This is a genomic window from Inquilinus sp. (assembly GCF_039594555.1).
In the GTDB taxonomy this organism is placed as follows: Bacteria; Pseudomonadota; Alphaproteobacteria; order DSM-16000; family Inquilinaceae; genus Inquilinus.
Genome location: NZ_JBCNNF010000163.1, coordinates 1 through 14514, shown reverse-complemented (window position 1 = coordinate 14514; position 14514 = coordinate 1). Strand labels below are relative to the sequence as shown.

The window sequence follows — 14514 nt, the reverse complement described above, 5'->3', positions numbered from 1 at the left end:
GGTTCGGCCAGCGGCGGCAAGGCTCACGTGCAGGATATTTCCATTACCAAGTACGTGGACGGTTGCTCCAACGCGCTGCTGCAGGCTTGCGCCACCGGTGCACGCATCGAAAAGGCCACGCTGTACGTGACCAACGCCACCGGCGAGCAGACCGACTTCCTCACCATCGAGTTGAGCGAAGGCGTGCTGGTGACGTCTTGCTCCACCGGCGGCAGCGGCGGGGAAGGCGGTGCCGTCAACGCGACCACGGCCGGCGCCATCTCCACGGTGGGCGGCGACGCCGACGGCGTCATGCTGCAGTCGATCGGCGGCGGCGGCGGGCTGGGCGGGTCGATCGGCGCCGACGCCTCCTCCCATCCGATCCTCGACCGCATCGGGGAGTTCAAGGACAACAAGGACCGGTTGTCCGACGAAGGCAACACCTACACCCTGACGGTCGATGTCGGCGGCAAGGGCGGTGGCGGCGGCGATGGCGGCACCGTGTCCCTGGACCACAAGGGGAAAATCGCCACCAGTGGCGACTGGGCCGACGGCATCGTCGCCCAGTCGATCGGCGGTGGTGGCGGGGCCGGCGGGTCGGCAACGGCGTCCGGCAGCAAGGTCAGGGCCAACATCACGGTGGGCGTCGGCGGCCACGGCGGCACGGCCGGCAATGGCGGCACTATCAACGTCACCCTCGACGACAGCCACGATAACGAAGTCAACACGCAGGGCTACGCCGCCCATGCCGTCGTGCTGCAATCGATCGGCGGCGGCGGCGGCCAGGGCGGCGACGGGTCCGACCAGGCCAGCGGCAACATCACTGTGGGGGGCGATGCCGGCGGCACGGCCGGCGCCGGCGGCGACGGTGGCACGATCCAGAGCCCCACGCCCGGCAACTGGCTGAACCTGTCGACCCGTGGCGATGATGCCATCGGCATCCTGGCCCAGTCGATCGGCGGCGGCGGCGGCACCGGCGGCGCCGGCAACAGCAGCGCGGCCAAGAACGTCGGCGGCCATGCCGTCGCGGTCGTGGTCGGCGGCCAGGGCGGCGTCTCCGGCAATGGCGGGACCGTCAGCCTGACCACCGGGCTGGGCCTGACCACCTATGGCGCCCGGTCCTACGGTGTCGTGGCGCAGTCGATCGGCGGCGGCGGCGGCATTGGCGGCGCCGGGAACGCCAACAACCTGACCGGCGTCGCGCTCGGCGGCCAGGGCGGGGCGGGCGGCTATGGCGGGGCGGTGACGCTGGACATCACCACCGCGAGCCGCATCGCCACCAATGGCGCCGGGGCGCATGCCATCGTGGCGCAGTCGATCGGCGGCGGCGGCGGCATCGCCGGCGATGCGTCGGTAGGCATCCTGTCGACCTCGCCGGTCACCCGGAACTCGGACACGACCAGCGGTGGCAACGGCGGCGCGGTCTCGGTCACGACCGAAGGCTCGATCACGACCACCGGCGCCAACGCCTTCGGCATCCTGGCGCAGTCGATCGCCGGCGGCGGCGGCTTCGGCGGCGACCAGGCGGGCGGCTTCGCCGGCAACACATCGTTCGGCAAGGCCGGAAACGGCGGGACGGTGACCGTGACCCAGAACGGGTCGATCAACACGACCGGCACGAATTCGGTCGGCATCTTCGCCCAGAGCCAGGGCCCGGATGACAATGGCGCGGTCGATGTCACCATCAACGGCGCGGTCGCGGGCGGCTCGGGGGCCGGCTCCGGCGTCTGGATTTCGGCCGGCAAGAACAACCTGCTGACGGTGAATGCCGGCGGCAGCGTCTCGGCCGCCTCCGGGACCGCCATCCGCTTCGACGGGGACTGGGACACTGCCAATGGCAGCGTGCTGACGGTCGACAATTACGGCACGATCTCCGGCAACATCCTGCTCAGCAACACGGATACGAGTTGCACCGGAACTGTGGACAACGCCCCGGGCTGCGCCGCCGGCACGGTGAACAACTACTCCAGCGACACGCTGGTCGACGCCTCGCTGTACCAGGCGAATGTAGTGAATCAGGGCCGGCTGGTCGTGGGCCATTCCGGCAAGACCGACGGCATCGAGATCACCGGAAACTTTACGCAAGGGGCGGCCGGCACGCTGGTGGTCGACACCGACTTCAACAGCTTCGCCGCCGACCGGCTGCTGGTCCGCGGCGACGCGGCGCTGGGCGGCACGCTGGACCTGCAGGCCACCAGCCTGCGGCCGGGCCGGGCGCTGACGGTGCTGACCGTCGACGGCACCGCCACCGGCGCGATCACGCCGGAAACCTCGCCGATCTACCGTTTCGCGCTGACACCGGACGGGCATGACACCCGCCTGTCGGTGGCCTCGGCCGATTTCGACCCCGCCGCGATGAAGCTGGAGGACAATCAGTCCAAGGTGGCCGGCCATCTGCAGGCGATCTGGGACGCCGGCGGCACGGACAGCTTCGGCCGGCTGTTCGCCACCCTCGGCAGCGCCGCGGACCAGGGCCGCAGGGCCTATTCCGGCATGCTGTCCGACCTGTCGCCCGGCGTGGCGCTGGCCCCGGCGGCGCAGCTGCAGGCAGGACTGGCGCGCTTCAACACCGGGCTGATGAGCTGCCCGGTGTTCGGCGGCGGCGATGCCCTGACCAGCGAGACCGATTGCGCCTGGGCCCAGGTCACCGGCCGGTCGACGCAACAGACGGCCGATGGCGGCATCGGCGGCTTCTCCAACGACAGCGTCACCTATCAGGTCGGCGGCCAGCATGAGGTGGCCCCGGGCTGGTTCGTCGGCCTGTCCGGCGCGTATCAGCAGAGTTGGCTCGACGGCTATGACGACCGGGTCGACGGGGACGGCAGCAGCGGCTTCCTGGGTCTGACGGTGAAGCGCGAGATGGGGCCGTGGCTGGTGGCCGGCGCGCTCAGCGGCAGCTATGGCAGCTTCAGCCTCGACCGGCGGATCTCGATCCCCGGCTTCTCGGGCACGGCGTCCAGCGACCCCGACGTCTTCGCCGGCGCGGCCCGGCTGCGGGCGGCCCGGACCTTCGCCTTCTCCGAGCTGTATCTGAAGCCCATGATCGACCTGGACGCAATCTATTCGCGGATGCCGGGCTATCGCGAGGGGGGCGGCGGCGATCTCGGCCTGAAGGTGTAGGACAGCGACCAGTTCACCTTCGCCTTCTCACCCACGCTCGAGATCGGTGGGCGCGTGGCGGCGGGCAATGCCGTGCTGCGGCCCTATGCCTATGCCGGCGTCACGGTCCTGAGCGACGACGACTGGACCGCGAAGGCCCGCTTCACCGGCGCGCCGTCCGGCACCGGCGGCTTCGACGCCTCGCTGCCGATCGACGACGTGGTGGCACGCATCGGCGCGGGCGTCCAGCTGATGACAACCGCCGGCATGGACATCCGGCTGCAGTATGACGGCGAGTTCTCCGACCGAACCTCCAGCAATGCCGGTTCGTTGAAAGCCATCCTGCCGTTCTGAGCCGCGGGGGACTAATGGAGTCTCTCGTCGGACTGCCGGATGCGCTGTCGCCGGATTCGCGAAGATCGCGTCGGAAGCGGCCGGGGGCTCCGAGGTAGAGAAATATCGGCAAGAGTCCGGATCGCGGTTGTCTCTCGCGATCCGGCCTGCTTCGATCGGCGGAGATCAACCGACGCGGTCGTCCTGCTTCGATGACAATCCTGACCCAGGCCTCCGCATCCATGTCGCCAGGCGTTCGCCGGGATCGCAGCCTGAGCGCGCTGGTCGGCTTCGAGCTTCTGGGCGATCTTCGTGTTCGGGCCGCTCTCGGGCATCCATAGCGCCTGGCGCCATGTCTTCGTCTTCAATTCTGCTTCATTGTGCTGGCCGGGATCTTCGCCATCACGCGGCATACCCGCCTGGCCAAGGTCGTGGTCGGCCTGGGATCGTGCTGATCCCGCTGTAGCCGACCGCCCTCTATCTCGGCGCGCTGTGGCTGACCACGGTCCACATCCTGCTCTTCGTCGCCTTCCTGCTGCTGTTGAGCTGGATCATCCTGACCCATGTGTTCCGCCGCAGCCGGATCAACCTGCACTGCATCCTCGGCGCCGTGGCGGTGTACCTGCATCTCGGCCCGATCTCGCTCTGCTGGGCACGCTCCTGGTGCTGCATGTCGGCGACGGCGACATCACCCCGGTGTTCCCGCTGGCTGGTCGCTGGCCAATCTCGAGGCGCTGTGCGGTCAATTGTTCCCGGCGATCCTGCTGGCCTGGCTGGTGTCAATGGAGCTGGAGTCCGCGCGTTCGGATTGAGACGCGCGGCCAATTCTCGCTTTATTGCAGCAATTTCCTGGCCACTCGTCCTGCTCATGCCCAACCGCAACACGATGCCAAGGAGAGAGAATTGGCGGGCTGGACAGTGATCGCGGCTTCAGGGACGATCGACGTCAGCCGGGTTCTTGGGAGCGGAGGAGGCAATTCAATTCCATTGATCTGCGGCTATCGCTTCACCGCAGAGGTTGATGTGATGCTCCTTGCCAATCCATTGCAAAACCTCTAGGAACGCCTGCGGCGTTGGGCCAACGGGGCGTAGCGCAGTCTGGTAGCGCGCCTGCTTTGGGAGCAGGATGTCGGGAGTTCGAATCTCTCCGCCCCGACCACCCCATCCGCGCCACAGCGCTGTTTCCATCGGCTGCGCTTGATGGTAGAGGAGGCCCGGGCGGCGGCCGGCGAATCCTCCTGGCCGCGCAGGGATCAGTCAGAGGGTCGGCCGAGGCATGCAGGCGCGCATCTATCGTCGTTCCAAATCCGCGATGCAGAGCGGCCGCGGCAAGGTCCATGACTGGGTCCTGGAATACGAGCCTGCGACCCCGCGCCGGCCGGAGCCGCTGATGGGCTGGGTCGCCTCGGGCGACACGCTGAACCAGGTCCAGCTCACCTTCCCCAGCAAGGAGGAGGCGATCGCCTTCGCCGAGCGCAAGGGCATCGCTTATTCGGTGCTGCCGGAGCATGAGCGCCGGGTGGTGCCGCGCAACTATGCCGACAATTTCCGCCCGCGGCCGCGCTGAGCGCGGCTGCCGGCGCCGGACGCCGTGCGTCCGGCCGGATACGGCCCCGTAGCTCAGCTGGATAGAGCACCCGCCTTCTAAGCGGACGGTCGCTGGTTCGAGTCCAGCCGGGGTCGCCACTTTTCCAACAGTTTGCATTTTAGCTTTCCAACCGCTGACGCTCGCGCCAGGCCTGGAGCATGCTGATCGCGAGATCGGATTGCTCCTTCGTGGTCGGGTTATAGACGCGCAGGATCCTGACCACGGATTCGATGCTGTGGCCGGTGATGGCGCTGATCAGCTGAGGCGTGCACCCGGCGAGGGATAGGCGCACGACCGAGCTGCGGCGCAGGTCGATGAACTGCTTGTCCTTGAAGCCGGCGGCGTCGGCGACCTCCCGGAACCGGTGGCTGAAGTTGTCGCCCTTATAGGGCCGGCCGGTCTCCTCGCTGATCACCATGGCGCGGGCGTCGCGCAGCTCTGGGTCGTTGGTTGCCCGGTAGACGTCGTCGGCACCCCGGGTCATCTCGATCGCATCGCGGAGCTCCGGGAGCGCCTTCACCAAGACGAGCGTCTGCGTCTTGCTCTGGTGGACCAGCAGGCGTTCGCCATCCCAGCGGCCCCAAGTCATGCCGAGGACGTCGCCGCGGCGCTGGCCCATGTCGAAGGCGATCAGCACCGCGAGGGCGATCGACGCCCGGCCCATCTCGATCGCCTTCTTCACCAGCCGCCAGACCTCGTCCTCCGACCAGACGATCTGCCGCGGAGGCGGCTTCGGCAGCCGCAGGTTGAAGGCAGGGTTGTCCTTCCGCAGCCCGTGCTCCATGGCCTCCGAAAGCAGGAACCGGAGCCACTTCACCACCCGATTGGTCTTGTCCTGGGTGAAGCCCTGGTCCCGCATGTTCTGGACCAGCTGCCGGATGTGCGGGCGCTGCAGCGTGGCCGCCTGCTGCTTGCGGGTCTGGACGAGCAGGCCGGTGTAGTAGATGAACTCCTTCTTCGTCTTTTTCGGGCGTCGCTTCCAGGCGTCGGTCTTCTTGTGCTCCTGGATCAGCCATTCGAAGGTGCCGCGCGGCGCCGGCGGCGCCTTTCCGGCCGGGTCGGGTCGGCCGCCGCGCCGGGCCTGTTTCCGCTCGGCCTGGAGTCGATCCCAATCCTCGTTGATCGCCTTGACGATGCGAGCGGCCTCCACCTCGTCGGTGCCGAGCGGCTGCGGCAGGAAGCCGGCGGCGCGCATTGACTTCGAGGGCTGGAAGAAACAGCGGCCGCGGCGGATCCGCAAATGGCGGATCTCAAATTTGGCCATTCTGCAGGGCGCGTTCGTAGTCGGTGGGCTGGGCGGTGTCGCCGGCTGGGGCCAGGCCGGCGCGCACATCGAGCCAATGCTCGATGGCGTCGATGTCCCACTGGTCGAGGAAGAGGGGATCCGGGTCTGGCATTCCCTGCCGCTTCAGCTCATCCATGCGCCGGCGCATCGTCTCGACGGACATGCCGAGCCGCCAAGCGACCCATTCGGCCGTCCACATGCGCGGAACGACCGTCGGTCGGGGCTTCCGACGCTCGGTCAAGGCGCGCTCCCTGCGATCTCCTTCAGCGCCTCGTCCCGCGCGCGGTTGAGCTCCGCCATCGCCTCGGCGCTGCCTCCGGCGTCGGGGTGTCGCTGCTTCGCCAGTTCGCGAAAGCGACGCTCGATCTGGTCGCGGTTGAAGAGCGGCCCGTCGAGGACCAGCACCTCACGCCAGGTGCGGCGGCCCGGCGCCGGCAGCGCGCGAAAGCCCTGGAACGTCGCCCGCACCAGCGCCAGCGTCCCGTGCCGCAGCTCCGTCCGCCGCGCCTCCAGGATGTGATGGATCGCCTGCAGGTTGGCCTCGACCGTGGCGTAGCGGTCGACCGGGATGCAGACCTGCATGCCGTCCCACGAGAACCAGACGGCGACGCCGGGGTCCGCCGGCCTGGCCGCGCCGAGCGTGACGTTGCTCGACAGGACGACGGCGGAGACAGCTTTGCCGCTGTCCCGGCCGAACAGCCGGAGCGAGGTCTGGACGTTCTCCAGCGCCTTGGCGAGGGAGGTCTTGAACGCGCCGGTCTCGCGCCGCGTCGACCGCGGAAAGCTCTCCGGCCAGGTCAGCGGATAGGCGGCGGTCATTCGGCCTCCGGCGCGTTGGCGAGATCGAGATAGGTGTCGCCGTGGCAAGGGCAGCCTTCGCGACACCAGCAAGCGATGTCCTTGCTGCGCAGCTCGCCGATGTGCTCGGTGACGAACCGCATGTGCTTCAGCTGCCGCTCGACCGACGCCTTCGCAGTGATGCAGACGTGGCCGGACAGCAGGATGCGATGCAGCCGCACGCAATCCTCGGCAGTCCCATCCTGGCCGACGACGAAGGGGTTGCCCCACGGGGTGGAGCGGTCGACCTTCACTGTGTTGTTGGGCATGCGCCAGCCCTTGGCGCGGGAAAGGCGGATGCGCTTAGGCATGCCGGCCTCGCCGGCGGCTCCGGGCGATCGCCCTGGCGGTGTGCAGGGCGTAGACGGCCGCGGCTTTCCAATAGACCGCCATCGGGCCCTTTCTCTGGCGCCAGGCCTTCTCGGCCCGGGCCGCGGCATCATGCGACAGGTCGCGCAGGATGGCTTCGATGGCGGCCTGCGAGTCCGGCGGCAGCTGCTGCAGCTGCAGCATCGCCGGAAGCGTCAGCATCGGGTTGCGAACCTCGATCTGGCTGCTGCGGTCTGTCATGGTCACGCCTCCTCGAAATCCAGCGCCGAGTTGTGCAGCCCGACCGCCGCGTCCTTGAGATCGTCCGCGAGACGGCGGATGCGGTCGGGCACCGATGCCATGGCATCGCGCTCGATCTCGCTGACCGGTATGTCCGTGATCCGCGCATAGAGGGTGCCGTCCGACCTGCGGTAGACATCGCAGGTCATGACCCAGCGGTCGGTCTTCGTGGCGACGGGGAACGGGATCACCGTGCTGGTCATCGCCGCCCCCGCGAAATCGCGCGGGCCACGGCCTCGGCGGCCTTGGCGCGCTTCTTGTCGGCCAGCACCTTCGCCTGGTCCGGCGTGGGCTTGGCCGCGGGGGCCGGCTTCGGCTGGGCCGGCGGGGCCGGGCGGTTCAGGATGTGCGAGGTCATGCCCCCAGCTCCTTCCGCTTCCGCGCGATCTCCTCGTCGACAGCGGCGCGGGCCCTGGGCGCGTGCCTGGCCGCGGCGTGGTAGGCGGCGAACTTCGGCGCGGCCAGCAGCACGTCGAGCTCGGCCCCGGACTTCACGGCGTCGAGCAGGCCGACGAGCCGGTGCACATGCTCCGGCCATTCCTCCGGCGCGACGTCGGCCCATTCGTCGTCATCGTCGCTGGTGGTGACCGGCGGGGCCCCTTTCGGCCCGGAAGCCGCGACGGCGCTTGGCTTGTTGGTGGTGACCGGCGCTGCCGTCGGCTGGTCTGTCGGCGCTGCGCCGGCTGCGGCCTGCTCGAAGGGGTCGGCCTCGGCCGTGATGAGTTCGCCCCCGTCCACCATCTCGTAGCCTTCATCGCCCGGCGAGCGCGCTGCGCCGGCGCTGCGCATGTCGGCCAGCTCTTCGGCGGTCGGGATGCCGAGCATGACCTCGGGGCAGTTGAAGCGGATCAGGAACGTGGCCGCGCGATAGCGCAGCATCACCTCCGGCATGGACTGATACTTCGCATTCTTGGTCCAGCCCTCCGCCTTGGCCATCTTCATGTCGACGGCCGGCGATTCAACGACTTCGCCGGTCTCTGCCAGTTTGGCGAACGCGACCACGGACAGATCGTCGCCCTTGCCGCTGACGCGCCAGTTGATGCGCCCCTGGAAGACGCCCGACCGGTTCGCGCGGCCGATCATGTACTGCGCCGACCAGCCGGCCCGGCCGCTCACGACATGGATGTTCTGCAGGACGATCAACGGATCCTCGTTCAGGCGCTCCGCCATGTGGATCGCGATGAAGCAATCCTCCTTCTTGCCGCGCAGGTGCGGCGGCACGAGCTGCGAGGCCGCGAAGAGGCTGGCGGCGCGCCAGCCGAACTCGAACCGCTCCGGGTTGGCCAGCAGACCGCCGCCGGACGGCGCCGCGGTCTGGACGGCGGGCAGTTGGCTGGTGGTGTCGACGTCGGTCATTCAGCAGCGTCCCTATGCTGGAGCGGCGCCTGCGCGGCGGCCGCCCGCTCGAATGCGTTGGTGGTGAACTCGCCGCGCTCGTGCCGCGCCTCCAGGTCGCGCAGCGCGAAGCCGGGGAGGCTGATGCGGAAGGCTTGGTCCTTCGACGGCTGGAGCGGATCCCGGTAGCCGGGCCACCGGCCGCTCGACATGCACTCGGCGAAGGTGCGGATCGCCCGGCGGTTCTGGATCCGGCCCCAGCCGATCGCGTCGACATCCATCTCGTGGACCGCGACCAGGAACGGGGGCTCCTTCTCGACGGCGACGAAGAAGAACTTCGTCGGCCGTTCGCCGGCCACCGCCTGCTCGGCGTCCAGGTACCAAGCCGCCTGCATGTGGAAGCCGTAATCCAGCACCCGGCGCTCGAAGTCGCGCGGGTGGGCCGAGGTGGTGGTCTTGGCGTCCACGAGGTAGCGCCGGTGCGGCGGCCGGTAGTCGGGCCGGCAGCGCAGCCAGACGCCGGTCTCGCCGTCGCGCCAGGCGATGGTCTGCTCCGCGGCGCCGCCCTGGAACGCGAGACCGGCGATCGGGTGCGCCAGGACGGCGTCGCGCATGGCCTCAACCATCCGCAGCTGCTTCGTCAGCAACGGGATCCGCCGGTCCTCGCGCGCCTCGTCCCGGGCGGCCTTGGCGGCGTTGGTCCGCCAGTCGTCCGCCTCGACCTCTACGACGCGATCGGCGAACTCTTCCGGCTGCAGGACCAGCAGGTGCGTCGCGTTGCCGATGTCGAACTCGGTCTTCCGCGGCGGCTCCCGGTCGGGATTCAGCGGCGAATTCCACCAGAAGGCGGCCGGGCAGGTGGCGTCGATCTCGCGGGCGCCGCTGGAGGACAGAGCGAATTCCGGCGTCAGGCCGAGACTGTGATAGGCCTCTGCGCTGATGCCGTCGTAGACACCGGGCTCGGTGATGAGGGCGGTCATCGCCGGATCCTCCGCAGCTTCTCGACCGGCGAACGGGCGCCCCCTTCCTGGTTGCAGGGCTCGCACGACAGCGCCTTGTTGATCACAGTGTCAGGACCGCCAGCCGCGAGGGGTACGATGTGCTCGATCGTGGCGGTCTCCAGCGTCAGCGGCTCGCCGCAATACACGCAGGCGCTGCCATCCCGAGCTGCGAGCGCCAAGAACACCGGCCGCTTGCGGCCAACTCCGCCGCTGCGGCGCCGAGCTGTTTTCGGCACCGCGCGCCAATCGTTGTCGCCGGCGCGGTGCGCCAGCAAGGCCGCGTCGGCCCCGCCCGCCCAGGACGTAATCCGGCCCGCGCCATCGGCATAGACGACGCCCTTGCCGACTGGCGTGGTGAAGCGCGCGACCTCATAGGGATTGGTCGGCGCTAGGATGTCGCTGCCGTGCTGTTCGAGCCATTCGCGGAACTTCGGCCATAGCTTCGCGAACTCGCGCCGGTCGAGGGGGAGGGCGCGCGTCACTGGTCGATCTCCAGATCCACCGCGACCGCGCCGTCAGGCTGCGCCACAGCTCGGCAGAGCCCGAGGACCAGGATGATCGCGCCCAGCACCGCCACGGCGCCGCCGGCCCAGAGCAAGGCGTTCGCGACGTAGGTGGCCCAGAGGACGAGGATGGGCGTCATGCTGCCGTCCCTCCGGGCCACCCGTCGCTCGGCACAGCGCGGACCGGGCGCAGGTTCCGAACCGGCAGGACGACGACATTCGTCGGCTGCGGCTGCGGGTCGACGCCAGCATCGATCAGCGCCCCGTCGACCACCGACAGCAGCTCGTCGATCTCGTCGACGAATGCGGCGTCGTCGGCTTCGAGGGTGGAGAGGATCGGCTGTCCGGTAGCCGCATCGTGCAGGCAGAAGTCGGAGAGCAGCCGGCGGCGCTCATCGGCGAGGAATTCGCGCACCGTGAGCAGAGCGGCGGTCGGGGAGGCCGCCATCACAGCACCTGCGCTTCGGGATGGAGCAGCAACTGCTCGGGCAGCGTCCGCTTCCGAACCTCGCGCATGAGCTCCGTCTGCTCATACTCGGCGACGACGGACTCCTCGTGCGGCTTCGGCCTGGCGGCACCGGCGATCAGCTCAGCGATCGTCTCCGCGTCGCCCGGGTAGCCCGCCTCACGCGCCTTGTTCCGCGCAGCGTCGAGGAGGACGAGGTATTCGCTCTGGGCGGCGAGCGTGCGCTTGGCCGCCTGATACTCGGTTCCGAGAACCATGGATGGTCTCCCAGGTTGAGGGAGTGGTGGCCACCACTGCCGCGGCCGGCCCGGTTGGACCGGACGGGGGAGGGGTGGCTAGCCCCGCATCGATGTGGTGTCGATTGGTGCGCCCTGATCTAGATATGGTATCTTGGTGAGGCGGCCGGTTTGCGCCCGGCCGCCTCGTCACCCACCCTGAAACCTGGTCTTTCAAGGAGAGCGACATTGGAAGGGGTAGAGGAATGCTCATCGCGGATGGGTCGCAGCCCGGTCCTGATGATGGCGGAGAAGCCGGCGCCGAGAGATGCCCCAACGAGGCAGGTGAAGGACGGATCTCTCCTGAGGGCTCCGCCGCCGCCCCCGCCCCCGGTCACGCCGAAGAAGTAGCGGAAGACCTCTTCGCTCAGTCGTTCCGCGCGAATGTCTTCATCCGATATCACACGCGTCGCCGGGCCTGGTTTGAGGGGATCCACAGGCTCTCCAACGCTATCTCGGCGATGGCTGGCAGTGCGGTAATCGTATCGGTCATAGGCGGTCTGCCCGGCGTCACGACTGCACTTGCCGTTGTGACGGCTGTGTTCGGCGCCATCAATGTCGCCTATGCGCCGGCTGAGCGCGCCCGGTTGGCCCATGATCAGTGCCGGCGGTACTGCGCGCTTGCTGCTGAGCTCGCGGTGACAGATCCGCAGGACAGGATCGCTCTGCGGAATTTGTCGGCCGAATTCTATCGGATTGGCGCTGACAACCCGCCGCCGCTCTCGGTTCTTCTCCTGATTTGCCAGAACATCGAGACCGAAGCGCGCGGATATGGGCGCGAGCATACCTACCGCGTGCGTCGTCTGCAGAGATTCTTCGCCAATGTCCTTTCGCTGCCTCCCGACAAGCTCGAGAGGCTTCCGCCGGAGGAGTAGGCGGGGCTGCATTACGCCACCTTCGCCAGATACGCCCGCCGCTCCTGCGCGACGTGGGCGACCTCGGCCTGCTGGCCGGCGGCCCAGGCGTCCGCCGCGGCGGGGAGGTCGAAGTTCTCGCTCGTCCCGGCGGCGACCGGGTGGTCGATCCTGGTGCGCGCCGCGCCCAGGAACTCGTATTCGAGCCAATCGGTGTCGGCGTAGTTCTCGCAGGCGTGGTCCAGATCGGCATAGGCGTCGCTGAAGACGGTCCCGCTCTGCCGGCTGCGGTAGATCAGCGTGTAGACGTCGGTGGGACGCGGGGCGGTGGCGAGCGGCATGTCCTCTCTCCCGGAGAAGGGCGCCCGGGCGCAAGCCCGAGCGCTGAGTGGAACAGGGAGGCTTCCGGTTGGAAGGTCAGTCGGGATGCGTCCGGCTGACGAGGTGCATCATACAAAACGTATGATCTCTGTCAATGCAAAATGTATGATCGTGCATTGCGCGTGACCACTCGCCGGCAAGCGGCCGTCGGCGGACGCGAAAAGGTCTGCTGAGCCTAGGGCGCGACTATCCTGTAGCCGGTGGACTCAGGTCCGCTTGACCCACTCGACCGGCACGACCCACTCGATCGCGACATCTTCAATCGGTGGCGCGTTATAGCTGTCGAGGTTGAAGAAACCGGGACCCGAGCCTCGGCGAAGGACTTTCACGAAGGTGCGGCCGTCTGCCAAGCGCACCACAACCTCGCGTCCGATCAGATCCAACGGGTCGGATGTGTTCGCCCGGCGGTAGTAGATGATCTCCCGCTCCAGGTAGCGGGGGAACATGGAATCTCCTCGAACGATGACTGCGACCGTGTGCTCGTCCGACCCAGGCGGCGCCTCAACCTCGTCGATCTGTTCAGAGGACACATCGCCTTCGAACAGATGAACCTCCGCGCCGGCGCCAACGTAGCCGACCAGGGGCGCTAGCGGGATCTTCTGCTCGCGGTCGCCTTCGCCGGTCAGCAGCCAGCTGGCCGAGACCTTGAAGGCGCGCGCATAGCGCTGGGCTGCCTTGGTCGGCAGGCCGCGATGGCCATTCTCGTGGGATTGATAGGTCGACACGATCCAGCCGAATGCTCGGGCAGCATCCGACGAGGTCTCGTATCCGGCGCGCATGCGCGCCTCGCGTAGGCGGTCCGAAGGCGACTCCATTCACGCAGGGTGTATGAGTGCTTCATACAAAAGGCGTTGCGTTGATCTCATACAAAACGTATGATCTGGCGCCATGAACGAAATCGCTCAGGCCCGACAGACCCTGAATGTGAGCCAGGCCCAGCTTGGCGAGCTGCTCGGCGTGACCCAGGCGACGATCTCCCGCTACGAGACCGGCGCCGCGGCAATGCCCGAGCGGACGCGTCGGCTGCTTCGGCACGTCGTCGCTGATCGAGCGGTCGGGCGGGAGCGCGCGGCATGACCATCCATGGCTCGGCACCAGCATCGCGCATCGACGATGAGCAGTTTCGCCTGGTTGCACGAACTCCCTCCGGCCTCGAGCAGGTCATCAGGTCCCGAGCAGCCCGATGGCACATCGACGCCCGGACTAGAGCTATTGCCGGGTCGTCGGATCGGTCGGCTGCGCAATCGCCCATCCCTTCTCCTGACCGTGCTTCCACAGAATGAACAGGAACTCCTGGGCCTGCGCGGCGGATATCGGCAGGGCATACACCCTCGGCTCAGCGGGGTCGCCCATCGAGATCTTGAAGGTGATGCCGATGGTGCCGGCGTCGCTTGACGCCATGCCGATCCATTCTGCTGCCGGCAACACGATCGGTTCGATCTCCATCTCGGAATCGGTCGCCACCACTCCCTCCATCGGCTGTGTCGCAACTCCGATGGTGGCCGAGGCGGTCGGGGGAGTCGAGCGATGACCCCGGCCGTTTTTGGCGTCGAGGACTGGCGCATCATGGCGGGCCTGATCCGGGAGGGGTGGGTCGAGCCCGCGGCCCGCCGGTATGTCGCGGAGATGGCGGGCCGCCGCCGGAGGCGCAGCGGGAGCGGGGAGGGTGCAAGCCTCCCCAGCCCCGAAGGTCTCAACAGCAGTCAGGAAGTCGCCGTTCTCCATGGCCCCACCATGGAGAAGCGGAATGCGGAAAGCCTCATCGAAAAGCGATAAGGAAATGACCTCGCTCGACCTCGCGCGCGATGACATCGGGCCCCGGATCGCGGCCCATCTGCGCACCCTCTACCCGAAGCACGCGGCCAAGCGCCTGGCGTCCGACTTCTGCGTGGAGGAGGTGACCGCGCGAGGCTGGCTGGCCGGCAGCCGGCCTTCGAACCGGCACATGGACCGGATGATCGCTCGGTGG

24 protein-coding genes and 2 tRNA genes are annotated in these 14514 nt (G+C 68.3%); 9 read left to right on the top strand and 17 right to left on the bottom strand.

Translation table 11 applies throughout. The annotated features are described in order from the left end of the window. Both ABDW35_RS18305 and ABDW35_RS18300 read left to right on the top strand, forming a co-directional pair. Positions 1-3099, top strand: a 3099-nt coding sequence (locus ABDW35_RS18305) for an autotransporter domain-containing protein (protein WP_343715315.1), incomplete at its 5' end; no start/stop codon positions are given. 54 nt (positions 3100-3153) lie between these two features. Beyond that, positions 3154-3432 carry a hypothetical protein gene (locus ABDW35_RS18300; RefSeq protein ID WP_343715314.1) on the top strand — a complete coding sequence of 93 codons (279 nt, stop codon included), beginning with the start codon at positions 3154-3156 and terminating at the stop codon, positions 3430-3432. A 343-nt stretch (positions 3433-3775) separates the two neighbouring features. Here ABDW35_RS18300 and ABDW35_RS18295 read toward each other — a convergent pair whose 3' ends face one another. Further along, positions 3776-4039, bottom strand: a complete 264-nt coding sequence (locus ABDW35_RS18295; protein WP_343715313.1) for a hypothetical protein — start codon at positions 4037-4039, stop codon at positions 3776-3778. Between the two features lie 454 nt (positions 4040-4493). Between ABDW35_RS18295 and ABDW35_RS18290 the strand changes: the two genes are divergently transcribed. The 3 genes from ABDW35_RS18290 to ABDW35_RS18280 all read left to right on the top strand — a co-directional run bounded on the left by ABDW35_RS18290 (position 4494) and on the right by ABDW35_RS18280 (position 5097). Then, positions 4494-4570, top strand: a tRNA-Pro gene (locus ABDW35_RS18290). Positions 4571-4687: 117 nt separating this feature from the next. After that, the gene (locus ABDW35_RS18285) at positions 4688-4978 is read left to right on the top strand and encodes an ETC complex I subunit (protein ID WP_343715312.1); all 291 of its coding nucleotides are present in this window, start codon (positions 4688-4690) and stop codon (positions 4976-4978) included. Between the two features lie 42 nt (positions 4979-5020). After that, positions 5021-5097 (top strand) — tRNA-Arg (locus ABDW35_RS18280). A 20-nt stretch (positions 5098-5117) separates the two neighbouring features. On the opposite strand, the gene ABDW35_RS18275 is transcribed toward ABDW35_RS18280, so the two are convergent. Genes ABDW35_RS18275 through ABDW35_RS18215 form a run of 13 tightly spaced genes read right to left on the bottom strand, consistent with a single transcriptional unit; the run spans position 5118 to position 11292 of the window. Further along, a complete protein-coding gene (locus tag ABDW35_RS18275; protein ID WP_343715311.1) occupies positions 5118-6194 on the bottom strand; it encodes a tyrosine-type recombinase/integrase in 1077 nt (358 codons plus the stop codon). 55 nt (positions 6195-6249) lie between these two features. Beyond that, positions 6250-6525, bottom strand: a complete 276-nt coding sequence (locus ABDW35_RS18270) for a hypothetical protein (RefSeq protein WP_343715310.1) — start codon at positions 6523-6525, stop codon at positions 6250-6252. Then, positions 6522-7103, bottom strand: a complete 582-nt coding sequence (locus tag ABDW35_RS18265) for a J domain-containing protein (protein ID WP_343715309.1) — start codon at positions 7101-7103, stop codon at positions 6522-6524. The genes ABDW35_RS18270 and ABDW35_RS18265 overlap by 4 nt, the downstream gene beginning before the upstream one ends. Next, on the bottom strand, positions 7100-7432 hold the full coding sequence (locus tag ABDW35_RS18260; protein WP_343715308.1) for a DUF4326 domain-containing protein: 333 nt from the start codon (positions 7430-7432) through the stop codon (positions 7100-7102). Before ABDW35_RS18260 ends, ABDW35_RS18265 begins: the two co-directional genes overlap by 4 nt. Beyond that, complete coding sequence (locus ABDW35_RS18255; protein ID WP_343715307.1) at positions 7425-7691, bottom strand: hypothetical protein; 267 nt, start codon at positions 7689-7691, stop codon at positions 7425-7427. The genes ABDW35_RS18260 and ABDW35_RS18255 overlap by 8 nt, the downstream gene beginning before the upstream one ends. Positions 7692-7693: 2 nt before the next feature. Then, on the bottom strand, positions 7694-7933 hold the full coding sequence (locus ABDW35_RS18250) for a hypothetical protein (RefSeq protein WP_343715306.1): 240 nt from the start codon (positions 7931-7933) through the stop codon (positions 7694-7696). After that, positions 7930-8088, bottom strand: coding sequence for a hypothetical protein (locus ABDW35_RS18245; protein ID WP_343715305.1), 159 nt, complete (start codon positions 8086-8088; stop codon positions 7930-7932). Before ABDW35_RS18245 ends, ABDW35_RS18250 begins: the two co-directional genes overlap by 4 nt. Then, the gene (locus ABDW35_RS18240) at positions 8085-9086 is read right to left on the bottom strand and encodes a hypothetical protein (protein WP_343715304.1); all 1002 of its coding nucleotides are present in this window, start codon (positions 9084-9086) and stop codon (positions 8085-8087) included. The genes ABDW35_RS18245 and ABDW35_RS18240 overlap by 4 nt, the downstream gene beginning before the upstream one ends. After that, positions 9083-10045, bottom strand: coding sequence for a PD-(D/E)XK nuclease-like domain-containing protein (locus tag ABDW35_RS18235; RefSeq protein ID WP_343715303.1), 963 nt, complete (start codon positions 10043-10045; stop codon positions 9083-9085). The genes ABDW35_RS18240 and ABDW35_RS18235 overlap by 4 nt, the downstream gene beginning before the upstream one ends. After that, entirely contained in the window at positions 10042-10548 is a 507-nt protein-coding gene (locus ABDW35_RS18230) for an HNH endonuclease (RefSeq protein WP_343715302.1), read from the bottom strand. Before ABDW35_RS18230 ends, ABDW35_RS18235 begins: the two co-directional genes overlap by 4 nt. Beyond that, positions 10545-10709: a hypothetical protein gene (locus ABDW35_RS18225; RefSeq protein ID WP_343715301.1), complete on the bottom strand. Its 165-nt coding sequence runs from the start codon at positions 10707-10709 to the stop codon at positions 10545-10547. The genes ABDW35_RS18230 and ABDW35_RS18225 overlap by 4 nt, the downstream gene beginning before the upstream one ends. After that, positions 10706-11017 (bottom strand): hypothetical protein, encoded by a 312-nt coding sequence (locus ABDW35_RS18220; RefSeq protein WP_343715300.1) that lies wholly within the window; start codon positions 11015-11017, stop codon positions 10706-10708. Before ABDW35_RS18220 ends, ABDW35_RS18225 begins: the two co-directional genes overlap by 4 nt. Continuing rightward, positions 11017-11292: a hypothetical protein gene (locus ABDW35_RS18215; protein WP_343715299.1), complete on the bottom strand. Its 276-nt coding sequence runs from the start codon at positions 11290-11292 to the stop codon at positions 11017-11019. Before ABDW35_RS18215 ends, ABDW35_RS18220 begins: the two co-directional genes overlap by 1 nt. Positions 11293-11516: 224 nt before the next feature. Here ABDW35_RS18215 and ABDW35_RS18210 point away from each other — a divergent pair, with 224 nt between their 5' ends. Continuing rightward, the gene (locus tag ABDW35_RS18210) at positions 11517-12185 is read left to right on the top strand and encodes a hypothetical protein (protein ID WP_343715298.1); all 669 of its coding nucleotides are present in this window, start codon (positions 11517-11519) and stop codon (positions 12183-12185) included. Positions 12186-12196: 11 nt separating this feature from the next. Here ABDW35_RS18210 and ABDW35_RS18205 read toward each other — a convergent pair whose 3' ends face one another. Together ABDW35_RS18205 and ABDW35_RS18200 are read right to left on the bottom strand one after the other, a co-directional pair. Beyond that, positions 12197-12505: a hypothetical protein gene (locus ABDW35_RS18205; RefSeq protein WP_343715297.1), complete on the bottom strand. Its 309-nt coding sequence runs from the start codon at positions 12503-12505 to the stop codon at positions 12197-12199. 246 nt (positions 12506-12751) lie between these two features. Beyond that, a complete protein-coding gene (locus ABDW35_RS18200) occupies positions 12752-13324 on the bottom strand; it encodes a S24 family peptidase (RefSeq protein WP_343715296.1) in 573 nt (190 codons plus the stop codon). A 109-nt stretch (positions 13325-13433) separates the two neighbouring features. Here ABDW35_RS18200 and ABDW35_RS18195 point away from each other — a divergent pair, with 109 nt between their 5' ends. After that, the gene (locus tag ABDW35_RS18195; RefSeq protein WP_343715295.1) at positions 13434-13622 is read left to right on the top strand and encodes a helix-turn-helix domain-containing protein; all 189 of its coding nucleotides are present in this window, start codon (positions 13434-13436) and stop codon (positions 13620-13622) included. A gap of 132 nt (positions 13623-13754) precedes the next feature. On the opposite strand, the gene ABDW35_RS18190 is transcribed toward ABDW35_RS18195, so the two are convergent. Continuing rightward, entirely contained in the window at positions 13755-14009 is a 255-nt protein-coding gene (locus ABDW35_RS18190) for a hypothetical protein (RefSeq protein WP_343715294.1), read from the bottom strand. A 63-nt stretch (positions 14010-14072) separates the two neighbouring features. On the opposite strand from ABDW35_RS18190, the gene ABDW35_RS18185 reads away from it, so the two are divergent. Both ABDW35_RS18185 and ABDW35_RS18180 read left to right on the top strand, forming a co-directional pair. Further along, positions 14073-14321 carry a hypothetical protein gene (locus ABDW35_RS18185; protein WP_343715293.1) on the top strand — a complete coding sequence of 83 codons (249 nt, stop codon included), beginning with the start codon at positions 14073-14075 and terminating at the stop codon, positions 14319-14321. Positions 14322-14325: 4 nt separating this feature from the next. After that, a partial coding sequence (locus ABDW35_RS18180) for a hypothetical protein (protein WP_343715292.1) occupies positions 14326-14514 on the top strand: 189 nt, incomplete at its 3' end.